The 12,743-nt window shown below is 37.1% G+C and carries 5 protein-coding genes; 2 read left to right on the top strand and 3 right to left on the bottom strand.

Translation table 11 applies throughout. From position 1 onward, the window contains the following. Nucleotides 1-160 precede the first annotated feature (160 nt). Nucleotides 161-4,327: a T9SS type B sorting domain-containing protein gene (locus tag AC1RNE_RS12250; RefSeq protein WP_492801239.1), complete on the bottom strand. Its 4,167-nt coding sequence runs from the start codon at nt 4,325-4,327 to the stop codon at nt 161-163. 428 nt (nt 4,328-4,755) lie between these two features. Between AC1RNE_RS12250 and AC1RNE_RS12255 the strand changes: the two genes are divergently transcribed. Continuing rightward, a complete protein-coding gene (locus AC1RNE_RS12255) occupies nt 4,756-5,817 on the top strand; it encodes a PorP/SprF family type IX secretion system membrane protein (RefSeq protein WP_492801240.1) in 1,062 nt (353 codons plus the stop codon). A gap of 114 nt (nt 5,818-5,931) precedes the next feature. On the opposite strand, the gene ettA is transcribed toward AC1RNE_RS12255, so the two are convergent. Next, a complete protein-coding gene (gene ettA, locus AC1RNE_RS12260; protein WP_492801241.1) occupies nt 5,932-7,602 on the bottom strand; it encodes an energy-dependent translational throttle protein EttA in 1,671 nt (556 codons plus the stop codon). A 584-nt stretch (nt 7,603-8,186) separates the two neighbouring features. Here ettA and AC1RNE_RS12265 point away from each other — a divergent pair. Next, nucleotides 8,187-9,467, top strand: a complete 1,281-nt coding sequence (locus tag AC1RNE_RS12265) for a DUF349 domain-containing protein (RefSeq protein ID WP_492801242.1) — start codon at nt 8,187-8,189, stop codon at nt 9,465-9,467. Between the two features lie 127 nt (nt 9,468-9,594). Here AC1RNE_RS12265 and AC1RNE_RS12270 read toward each other — a convergent pair whose 3' ends face one another. After that, nucleotides 9,595-12,636 (bottom strand): serine hydrolase domain-containing protein, encoded by a 3,042-nt coding sequence (locus tag AC1RNE_RS12270; protein WP_492801243.1) that lies wholly within the window; start codon nt 12,634-12,636, stop codon nt 9,595-9,597. Between the last annotated feature and the right edge of the window lie 107 nt (nt 12,637-12,743).

Genomic DNA, 12,743 nt, shown 5'->3' on the forward strand with positions numbered 1-12,743 from the left:
TTTTTATTTTAGGATTATCAGCATGATAAAAACAGTAGGGACGATTGCATTCGTCCTTTGTAGCAAAAAAATATCAGTAAAGGACGAATGCAATTTGTCCCTACATTCGATTCAGATAAAAAAGCTGACATCCGAAGACCGACACCCGACAGCCCAAAAGCTACCAAGCCACCGTAACAGCTCCTTGTTTTTTTAATGTACCTCTTTCGGGGAAGTATTCAGCGGTGTAAGTAATCTGCCAAACGAATGAATCTGGTTTTACTAATACACCTTTGTATTTGCCATCCCAACGGTCTTCTGGACGTTTAGAGATGAATAATAACTCGCCCCAACGGTTAAATACCTTTAATTCAAAATCTCTGATATGAGCTGTAAATACCTGAAATGAATCATTCTGGATATCACCATTAGGCGTGAAGATATCAGGCACTAAAATACTAGGTTCGCATCTATCTACCACATTAGTACTTGCGCGACTAGTACAACCTAACGTATTGGTTACTTCCACGGTATAAATTCCTACGTTTGATACAAAGATAGTTTGGTCGGTTTGCCCAGTTGGGAACCATCTATACGTTTGCCCTGCTCCGCCACCAGCATCCAATTTTATCGGTAAAGCATCTGGCACACAAAGTGGTAATTCAGATTTTAAAGGAATAAAAGGAGATGGCAATAAACGAATAATAATATCATCAGTAGCTCTGCAATTGCCAAGATTAGCATTTAACGTATATGCCCCTTGCTGAGTTGGATAGATAAAATTAGTTGTTTGTCCCGTATTCCAGCGATAAGTAACGCCCGACTCAAGATTAGTACCAATAAAATCAAACCCATTTCTACAAACGTCTCTATCAGCTCCTAAATCTACTTTAGGCGATTGAGCTATTTTAATTATACTAGTTGAACTGCCAACACAACCATTCGCACCCGCTACCTCATAACGTACAATATCAGTTTGTGGATAAGAAGAAGGCGTATAAAGTCCACTAGGAGTTACATTCGTTCCTTTCCAAACCCCTGCTGCTGGACTCGCTAATAACTGTATTGGGCGACTATTTTCGCATACTTCATTCGGAACATTAGGATTGATAACAGGAACAGGCTTGAAAGAAACTAAAGATTTGGCTGTACTGACACACTTTCCAGTAGCATCCATAACTGTTACAGTATACTGACCAGCCCTAGAAACCTTGATTTCAGGCGTATTTTCACCCGTACTCCATGATATCGTTCCAGTGTTAGCATTATTAGCCTTCAAAACAATCGTATCGCCTTGACAAACCAAGGGAGGCACAGTAATGCTTGTAACCGTTCTTGGGCGAATGGCGATGACTAAATTACTTTCAATATACTTACAGCCCGAAGGGTCTGATAATTCTAAGGTATAAGTGCCAGCGCCAAGACCACTAATTAAGTAATTCCTAGATGACACCAATATTGAACCCACAGAACCACTTCTAACAGAAGCGTCAGGATTGCCATTCAATTTTAAATCATACGTGGTAGGTTGAACACCACTATTCGTATTGACAGTGAAAGCGATTGAACCGCTATTGAGAACGTCGCAATAGGTATCTGTCGGTCTTACAATAATGTTTGGATTAGAACCCAAAGCCAATAAAGTAATATTGAACGTAGTATCACAAGAAATTGTACTTTGAATGGATACACGGTAGCTACCTGCCTCTATGCCCTTCAATGAACTTTGTGTTTGACCTGCTATCGCAATCCCGTCTTTATACCATACAAACGTATAGGTATCAGCAGGGGATAAGTTCAATATATCAATTTGCCCGTCTTTAATATTACAGCTACTCGGCAATTTTCTATTGACAATAAAACTTGGTTTGGGCAATGTTCGTACCGTGACTTGGTCTTTTACTTCACAATTCGTCGTACTCTCTTTAACTGTTACTGCATAAGTACCCGCACTAGTTACTATTATACTTGGTGTAGTTTGTCCAGTATTCCATAAAAAAGTAGTTGTTGTGCTAGTACCAGCATTGCTTGCAGATAAAACGAACGAAGCATTCTGACAAATGGTAGTATCTGCTCCTAAATTAAAAGGCTTGGCTGCATACAAATTTACATTTACAGAGTCTTCGGCCATACAACCATTTTTCTCTACCAATACAGTATATTTTCCAGACTTCGTTGCTACTAAAGTACGAAGGGTATCTCTAGGCGAAAAAGTACCATCTATCAACCATGCATAGTGGCTATCAGGAAGGTTATTCGCTGTAGTCAAAGTAGTAGTATTCTGACAAAGGTTAATATCATTGCCTAAATCAGCATTGGGTATGGCAAATATTTCGAACTCCTGTGGAGGGAGTAACGTATCGGACAAACATTGATTACCCATGTTGACAAAGACATGGTATTTACCTGGGGCAAGGAAAGTGTAAGAAACCTTTAAGCCTGCATCACCTGCACCACCCGTTACACTATAAACGGGTGACCCGACGGGCGTATATTTCCCATCATTGCCAGCTTGAGGAGCAGGACCAGCATAAAATCTCCAGTTGGTTTTAGTATTTTTAAAGGTTTCTCCCTCACAAAGATGATTCGTCTGAAAATTAGAAGGTGACCCAAAACAAGTGTCTGAAGCCATAATACCCACACCAGAGCTTTTGGTGACTACAAGAGTTGCCGTAGTGGGTAGTCCTAATTGACTAGTTTTGCCACTTAAGCTAAAGGCATCCCTTTGGTAGTATGAAGTATCAATTTTTATTTTATTGGCATTGGTGTAAGATACAGTATCATTGGGCAGTTTTATCACTCCCAAGGTATCAGTACCTTGAACGGCAAGATAAATTTTCCCATCGGGTCCTAGCTGTACAGAACCATAATATTCTTTTTTGGAAGAATCTAACGTGATTTTTGAGGTAGCCAAAGATGTTGAATCACCTTGGGTTAAATCATAGCGTAATAACGAAGAATACGAATCGGGCTTTTTAATGGTATCCGCCTTCATCGTCACAAACAGTGTTTTACTATCTGGAGAAAACTCCACGCCATACACCGTTGGTGGGGCGGGACCTAAGTCAATAATCCTTTTATTGGTAATGGCTCCCGTTGAATCTGCAAAGTCATACACTTCTACGAGATTTCTTGCACCGCCAGGAATGGCAATGGCTAATTTAGTGGCATCTTGCGAGACCTTTAAATATCCCTGCGCTTTCTCTACAGAATCTATTTTGGAACCAATATTAATCGTTTTAGAAATAGAAATACCATTTTTTGTCACACGATACATACGGTAAGTATTTGTATTATAATCGTGTGAGATGACCCAATACGTAGAGTCTTTTTTTACAAAAGTTGAGATAAGGTTTTCAGTCGAAGAAACGTCGTCTAAAGGAAGGTTTTTTTGGATAACTTTTCCTTTTCCTTCATTCAATCGAATATCAACAATTGAATACGTTAATTTTTTTTCACCATTAATTTCTGTGGTAGTAAAAATATAATAATATGACTGACAGCCTTGGCAACTAGGCTGAGGTACAATCACAGCCGATTGGGTGGAATACGAACTTCCCTTTAAAGTATCAGCAGGATTAATCGCACCCATTTCGTTTCCGTCTTTGTCATATACTTTTCTACCGTCGGTATAAAACAATAAATTACCATTTTGGTCTGCTATTGACGATACCCCTTCTACGGTATTTAACTTTCCTTCAGTATCTGGCGTGGCTGAACCATTAGAGAACTTGATACCAGCATTATTTCCAAAGAACCAAGAGGTTTCTGGTGGTTTGGGTGGAGGAGGTACACAAAGTTGAACATTGATTTTATTTTGAGCCGAACAGCCAGTTATCGTATCGGTTACTTGTACCGAATAACAGCTTGTTGTATCGGCAATTAACGTCTGCGTAGAATCACCTTTAGGAAACCAGCGATATTTATATTGAGGTTGTGCGCCGCCATTTCTATAAGGGTCTAATAGTATTGTATTGCCCTTACAAATCGTTGTGTCTTGTTGTGATGGTGTTTGCCCCAAAAAGAAAGCTTGTGGAGGAGCATTAATCGTAATTGTTTTTGTATAAGTTACAGGAACACCATTTTCTGTACGAATAAGTGTTACCAATTTAGGGCCAGGGGTAGAATATAAGTGTGCAGGATTTTGTAAAGTAGAAACGTTTTTTAGGGTGCTACTAGGGTCACCAAAATCCCACCGCCAAGCAGTTGCCACTGTTGTGCCTAAATCTTTAAAAATTGTTGCTGCTGTAGAATCCGTACATTCCGACAAACAAGTTTTTGTTGCACTGAATTGAGCACTAGCCGTGTTTGTACAAACCCATGTAATAAAAACACAGGTGATGAGCAAAAAAAAACGATGTATGCTACTAATTCTAAACATTCTTTCGTTATAAAAAATAAATACTCTTTGCTTTTATATAGACAGCTATTATACCTAAAAGGTTGGATGTGAAAATACTTATTATAAAAATTGATTTTAATAAAAAAATCTTCTTTAAATTTAGATTTTTCTGTGTTAAATAAACTAGATTTTATTGTTCATCGTTCAAATAAACAAAATTATCAAGCACCGATAATATAAACGAAATTTATAAGAGTATAGCACTTTTCTAACGGAATATAATGCTTAAAATTATAGAAAACACAAAATGGTACAAAATTATGTAGATAAAGTACATTTTGTAGATAAAAGTATTATTTAAAGAAAAATATCTTATTAAGATTTAACATTATGATTTACTGTTGATAAAGATGCATTTAACCATTCCGAATTCCATGTTGAAAAGAAGTTTCCTGTTTGTATTTTGTATGTTAACTTGGTCTTTTGCAGAGGCACAAGACCCTCAATATTCACAGTTTTATGCAGCACCTATGTTTCTTAATCCAGCTTTTGCTGGCTCTGCAAAAGCAGCTCGTGTTAGTTTAAATCACAGAAATCAGTGGCCATCGTTAAGTGCTAACTTTGTGACGTCTTCACTTTCGGCTGATATGTATTTAGATAAAATCAACAGTGGCGTAGGCATATTACTTACCTCAGACCGTCAGTTTACCAACCTGGTAACAACGGATATTGGGGCTTTGTATTCTTATCACCTTAAAATAAATGATGGATTAAGGGCAAATTTAGGGATACAAGGTTCGTATGTAACACGTGGTGTAAATTTTGCAGACTATACGTTTGGTGACCAAATTAATACTTATTTAAGTACAGGAGCATATCCACGTTATTCGTCTGATCAGATTTTACAGGGCGGCAACAATTTGACTCCTCAATTAAAATATTGGGATTTTTCAACGGGTGCTCTTTTGTATGGGGAACAATTTTGGGTGGGGGCTTCATTCCATCATATCAATCAACCTAACCAGTCATTTTCTAATGCCAATGCCGCTTTGCCTATGCGGATAGGTATTCAGGCAGGTTATAATATTCCTTTGGCCGACTATATGTTGGGGAATAATCTTGGCGATGCGGTTGATAAAGAAAAAAGTATTACTCCTGTGGTTCATTACAGACGTCAAGGGCAATCAGACCAATTAGATGTGGGTGCTTATTTAACTTATGCTCCTATCGTAATAGGTGCATGGTACAGAGGTATTCCTTTGAAATCTTATAAGAAAGATAATGTTAGTATCGTTAGCCACGACGCCTTGGTATTTTTAGTAGGCTATCGTCAAGATAATTTTTCTATTGGGTACAGTTACGATGCCACCATTTCTTCCCTAAGCTCGACAGGTGGTGCTCACGAGCTATCAATTTCTTATATTTTCACGGATTTGATTCAGTCTAAAAAGAGTAATCGTCCAAGAAAAGGAGAACTAAAGTGCCCGAAGTTTTAAAATCTTTATACAAAGTCTGATTTTTCTAAGGGCTTGATAATTAATAAAGTAAAAAGCAACAAAAGCTCACTTATGACAAGTGAGCTTTTGTTGCTTTTCATATACAGAATAGTTTTACTCTCCTAACTTCTTATAACGAATACGTTTTGGCGTAGCATCGTTACCTAAACGTTTTTTACGGTTTTCTTCATAATCAGAGAAGTTTCCTTCAAACCAATATACTTGCGAATTACCTTCAAATGCTAAAATATGCGTCGCGATTCTATCTAAGAACCATCTATCATGGGAGATGACTACTGCACAACCCCCAAAGTTTTCGAGGGCTTCTTCTAAGGCACGTAATGTGTTTACGTCCAAATCATTGGTAGGCTCATCCAGCAATAGAAGGTTGGCGCCTTCTTTCAGCATCATTGCCAAGTGTACACGGTTACGTTCTCCACCTGAAAGATTACCAATTTTCTTTTCCTGATCAGCTCCGTTGAAATTGAATTTACTTACATAGGCTCTGGCATTTACTTGCTTGCCACCCAACATAGTATGTTCTGTACCTCCAGAAATGGTTTCAAAAACAGATTTTTCGCCTTTTAGTTGGTTGTGTTCTTGGTCAACGTAAGCCATTTGTACGGTATCACCTACTTCAAATGTTCCAGCATCTGGTTGAGCTTGTCCCGTAATCAATTTAAACAACGTAGTTTTACCCGCACCATTTGGCCCGATTACCCCAACAATACCTGCAGGTGGTAACGAGAAGGTAAGGTTATCAAACAATAATTTATCTCCGTAAGCCTTTGTTACATTGTTTACTTCAATTACTTTATTCCCTAGTCGTGGACCAGCAGGGATAAATAATTCTAACTTATCTTCTTTCTGACGGTTTTCTTCCGACATCAATTTGTCGTAGGCCTCTAAACGTGCTTTAGATTTGGCTTGACGCGCTTTCGGCGCCATGCGCACCCATTCTAATTCACGTTGTAATGTTTTCTGACGACGAGATTCCGTCTTTTCTTCTTGTGCTAAACGATTTTGTTTTTGCTCTAACCAAGAAGAATAATTTCCTTTCCAAGGAATACCTTCGCCACGGTCTAGTTCCAGAATCCAACCTGCTACGTTATCTAAGAAATAACGGTCGTGGGTTACGGCAATTACTGTTCCTTTGTATTGACGTAAGTGTTCTTCTAACCACAAAACAGACTCGGCATCCAAGTGGTTGGTAGGTTCATCTAATAAAAGTACGTCTGGCTCTTGTAACAACAAACGACACAAAGCAACACGGCGTTTTTCACCCCCAGAAAGGTTGGCAACGTTGGCATCAGATGGTGGGCAACGCAAGGCATCCATGGCTCTTTCTAAGCGAGTATCTAGTTCCCAAGCATTATAATGGTCTAGTTTTTCTTGAACCTCTCCTTGGCGTTCTAAAAGCTTATCAAAATCTGCATCAGGGTCACCAAAAGCTTCGTTGATGTCGTCGAATTCTTTCAACAAAGCTACAATTTCAGCCACGCCCTCTTCTACTACTTCCTTCACTGTTTTGGTTGGGTCAAGCTCTGGCTCTTGTTCCAACATTCCGACAGAATAACCCGCCGAGAAAACAATATCACCAGTATAGCTTTTGTCTTTACCAGCAATAATTCTTAAGAGTGAAGATTTCCCAGAACCGTTTAGACCTAAAACTCCAATTTTTGCTCCGTAGAAAAATGATAAGTAGATATTTTTGAGTATTTGTTTTTGGGGTGGAACGGTTTTAGAAACACGTTCCATAGAAAAAATAATGGTTTCCTGACTCATCGGGTTAATTTATCGTTTAATGTAATTTTTTTATCGATTCAAAAAAATGCCAAGGTTCATGCAACAGAAAACAGATTTACTTGTCATTTAATTAGTATCAATTTATTTCAAATAAATTTTATAATCATTTATTCAAAGATAGTATATTTAATCAAAGCCTCCTTACCTTTCTTGTATGATAGCTGTATTTGTCATTTAAATCGCTTAATTTAAGCAGTACGTATATTTTACAATAATAATTTAACCATTTGAGGTTCACTTATATTCATTTATCGTTTATTTTGGGCTGTATTTAAGCGTTAAAATAAAAAAACTATGAATAGATTGATAATGTAAACAAATCATTAGATTTTTTGCTGAAAATCAGTAAATTGCGAAAAATTTAGGTGTAAGAAGAGTTTCCATTTTCAAAATTTGTTAATTTTAGAATTTTGAAATTATTTTCAATTAGATTCGTTTCATTAATAATAGAAAAATCAGACTTTTTAAACAATCGCAAAACTACTAAAATAAATTCAACCTAAACCATGAATCTCTTAGAGTTATGAGCCTTGCCAGACACTCTAATCATGTAATGTAAACCAATGGAAAATACAGTTAAGAACTCCGCCGACTATGGCTATTGTAAAGATGGTAAGGTCTTTTTGAAAGGATATTCAGAATATCCAGAACGTCAGATTGGTGTTGTTAGAAACACAGAAGAGGAGGCCTTACAATATTTCGTTAATCGTTTTACGATTGCTGAAAATAAAGTAGCCTTACTTTTTGAACAAGTAGAAGAAGCTCAGAACAAAGGTTCTTACCTTACCAAACTACTTCAGCTTCGCAAAAATCTTGTAGAATTTGATGGCTTAGGAAATTTTATGCCCTTACTCGAACGTTTGGATGGCTTAGAATTGGAATTGAGAGAGCTTATTCTACACAACCAAATCAAAAATCTTGAGATAAAAAGAGCTTTGATTGAAGAGTTGAGAGAAGCAAGTAAAAGCGAAGAGTGGGCAGAAACTACAGAGGCCATTATGGAAATAAAAACCAAATGGTTAAAGACTGGTCCTGTTGACAAATCTTTACAAGATAGCGTTGAAGAAGAATTCAATGCAATTGTAGATGATTTCTTTGTAAGACGCCGTGAGTATTATGCTGAGAAAAACCGAATCATTGACGAAAAATTAGCGACGCTTCAACGCATTGTTGATGATGCTCGTAATTTACGTTATGAAAAAGATGTAGATGCTGGATTCCTTAAAATTAAGGATTTACAACGCGAATGGAAAACAATCAGTCAGGTTCCGCCTAAAAAGCAAAGCCAACTTTGGAAACAGTTCAAACGTTCAAGTGATTTCTTCTTTGAGCGTTATAACCGTGAGAAAGGTATTGTATCAACACCAAGAGTTGATCCAAGGTTACAACAGATGAAGGATATGACCACCGAATTGGAAGGATTGTTCAAACAACAAGAATTGATTCCACAAACTTCGGAAAAGGCAAAAGGATATTTAGTAAAATGGAAAGAGCTATCGGCTCTTGCCAAAAATGTTGATAGAGGAATTGCTGAACGTTTCAGAAATATCTGTGATAAGATTTTCGAAATGAATTACTTATTAAGAGTAATCAGCTATCGCCATCCTGCTTTACATGAAAAGCCAAGAATTGAGCAATTGAAAATCATGATTAATCAAATGGATTACATGACTAAGAAAGAGAAAAACGAACTAGATTCATTTATCTCTGATGCTAATTACAATGGTCAGATGGGAGATAAGTTGGTGATGAATAAAATCAACACACAAAAACGTAAAATCTCTATGAAAGAAACATTACTAATTGAGTTCAAAAAAGAACTTGAGATTTTGTTAGATCAGTAGATTTTGTTTAGACTTTAAGATTGAAGACTCAAGACAAAAGTAGTAAGACTGAGGATTACTAGCAATTTGAATTGAGATAAGAATATAAAAGCCTCCCGATTTGTATCAGGAGGCTTTTATATTCTTATTACTTTACATCCTCAATAGACCTATATACGATATCCATTACTTTTCTTCGGATTTTTAAGGCGTTTATTTTATTGTTACTTACAGAAGGGTTTACTCTGTTTGATAAAAAGATAAATACTAACTCTTTCTCTGGGTCTACCCAAACCAACGTGCCTGTATAGCCTGAATGTCCATAAGAATTGGGTGAAACCGAGGCTGAAATATAATTACTTTCACCATCTGCTGGAAGTTTGTCCCATCCTAAAGCTCTTTCTCCTTTTGTAGAAACACTGTTTGTAAAAGTATTTACGGTTTCTTTATTATAAAAAATCAAGTTATTAATACTTCCTTTTTCAAGGTTCATCTCAAACAATTTCACCAAATCTGACGCTGAACTAAATACGCCAGCATGACCAGATACGCCACCGAGCATCGCTGCCGTCTGGTCTTGAACAGTACCTTGTAGATTTCTTTCTCTGAACAAACGGTCGTTTTCAGTAGGGGCTATCTTGGCTTTTTCTGTTCTCTTTAATGGATTAAAACCTGTTGTTCTCATACCTAGTGGCTCATACAGATAAGACGCCGTAAAGACATCTAATCCTTGCCCCAGGATTCGTTCCACTACATGTTGCATAATCATTAAGCCCAAATCACTATAGACATAGCTAAAAGAACCATCACGGTCGTGTTTATTAATTAAAGGCGATTTTATTACCCATTTCCAAACAGAATCTCTGATTGCAGTTTTAGCATACATATCATCTGCAACTTGCAATGGATAGTCTAATGATTGCGTGGTACTATAAAACTCTTTCTTCCATCCTAAAGGAATACGTGTTCTTTCCCAGAATGGAATATACGCCACCAACCCTGCCTGATGCCAGAGGATGTCGCGGATAGTCATATTTTCTTTATTAGTTCCTCTGAGTTCTGGAAGATAAGTAACTATTTTTTCATCCAGATTAAGCTTCTTTTGGTCATAAAGATACATAACGGCTTGGAGCGTTGCCGATACTTTTGTAACTGATGCCAAATCATACACCGTTTGGTTAGTCACTGGTGGGCTATTTGGTTCATATCCAAGTTGCCCATAGTTTTTATTCAAAATGATTTTACCTTTTCTAGCCACTAATACCTGACACCCTGGAAATACTTTTTGATTAATGGATGAAACAATAATGGGGTCAATACCTTTAAGCTCATCAGAACTCATGCCCACGCTTTCGGGAGATGCTTTTTCTAGCTGACCTTGTTTTCTTAGCGTAATACCATCCCCTGCGATGTATAGATTTTCTACAGAAACTGGCAATTTTCCCGTAGCGGGTATTTGCCCGAATAATACTTTTGCCATGGCTGCATAAGCGGCATCGTCGTCTTCATATCCACACACCAGATTAGAGACTTCTGGAAAGAATTTTAAACTATAAGGATTACCAAACACACATACTACGATATTGGGTGTCTTTTTTTCAAGTCTTTTGATAAAATCCTGTACGCCATAATTCAAATCTAATCGACTGGCAGATTTTTTATTGATATTATGAACACTTAGAATGACAGTATGGGTAGAATCTACATTTTTGAGTACTTCGTTGAACAAACCTTCATCATTTTTGGCAACGCTAGCATACTGTGCCATTGGCACAACAGCACTTAAAGCTTGTTGAAAACGATTGTTAGTGGCAATATCTAAGCTGACAGAAACCAACTTATTGTTGTCTGGTGCAAGGGGCAAAAGCTTTCTAGCATCTTTTACAACAGTAATGGCATTGTCAAATAACTCTTGTTTGATTTGTTGTGCCTGAGGAGTATGTAAGTCTTGATATAAATTATTGGATTCGATATACTTGAATTGATTTAACCCTACCCAATATTTGGCGTGTAATATTTTCTTTACACGACTATCAATTTCTATTTGCTTAATCAATCCCGACTGTATGGCATCTTTGATTTTATTGATGCCTTCTGGAATATTTTCAGAATACAACAAGATGTCGTTTCCTGCTACAAAAGCCTGTAAATCTATTTCAGCCGACGATACTCCTTGTCCATTCCGAACGCCTTTCATATTCAAGGCATCGGTAATTACCAAGCCCTTAAAGCCCATTTCTTTTTTTAATAGATTGGTAATGATGCTCTGTGAAAGCGTTGCTGGTCGCCAATCATAAAAAGGTATTTGTAAATGACCAACTATCATACTCTTGATAGAATCATCAATCAATTGCTTGAAAGGAACCAATTCAATATTATGCATACGTTCGAAACCATACGACACTTGTGGGAGTGTAAAGTGCGAATCGGTATGGGTATCGCCATGACCCGGAAAGTGCTTGGCACAAGCCAAAAGCTGATTGTTTTGCATGCCTTTCATATAGGCACTGCTTTTAGCCGCTACATTTTCAGGAATTTCGCCAAAAGAACGAAAGCCAATAATAGGGTTTTGTGGATTAGAGTTGATATCTACTACGGGTGCAAAATTCAAATGAATCCCTAAGCGTTTACACTGACGGGCAATCTCTGTACCCATGTTGTAAATCAGTGAGTTATCTTGGATGGCTCCCAACGTAATTTGTTTAGGAAAAGCCATCGTAGCATTGACACGCATAGCCAAACCCCATTCGCCATCGATGCCGATTAACAAAGGTATTTTGGTAGTTGACTGAAAACGATTGTTTAAATTAGCATAAGCTGTAGGGTCGCCCTGAAAGAAAATTAACCCACCTATATAATTATTTTGAATAAGGCTTTCTAGCTTTTTGAAATGAGCTTCCCCGTGAGTTGGGTTCACCGCCACCATAAAAAACTGACCAATTTTTTGGTCGTTATCCATGGTAGTAAATACGCTATCAACCCATTGGGTTTCTAGTAATTGACTATTGTTAATGAATTTAGTTGGATTTAATACACGTTGTTTCTTAACAAATTGCTTTGTTACAGTTGCTTCCTTTTTTGCCGTTAGGGAATATAAAAAAGTATTGTTTAATGCTCCGATAAGGGGTAGTTTTAGTACGAACCAAAGGAGAATAAGTGTAATCGAAAACCAAGAAAACTGCTTATACATTTTATCAATTAATGGTTGGGATACAAATAAAAAAGATACGAATTTACAATAAAATTAACGCTAATTAAATAGGAAGAGAAAATTTGAAAGTATAAAAAAATAAACCT

This window comes from Arcicella sp. GW822-FHT02H01, from assembly GCF_058802005.1.

What these genes read in the sequence shown, in the direction of transcription:
- AC1RNE_RS12270 (WP_492801243.1), bottom strand. Translation starts at nt 12,636, where the DNA reads ATGTATAAGCAGTTTTCTTGGTTTTCGATTACACTTATTCTCCTTTGG.
- AC1RNE_RS12265 (WP_492801242.1), top strand. Translation starts at nt 8,187, where the DNA reads ATGGAAAATACAGTTAAGAACTCCGCCGACTATGGCTATTGTAAAGAT.
- ettA (WP_492801241.1), bottom strand. Translation starts at nt 7,602, where the DNA reads ATGAGTCAGGAAACCATTATTTTTTCTATGGAACGTGTTTCTAAAACC.
- AC1RNE_RS12255 (WP_492801240.1), top strand. Translation starts at nt 4,756, where the DNA reads ATGTTGAAAAGAAGTTTCCTGTTTGTATTTTGTATGTTAACTTGGTCT.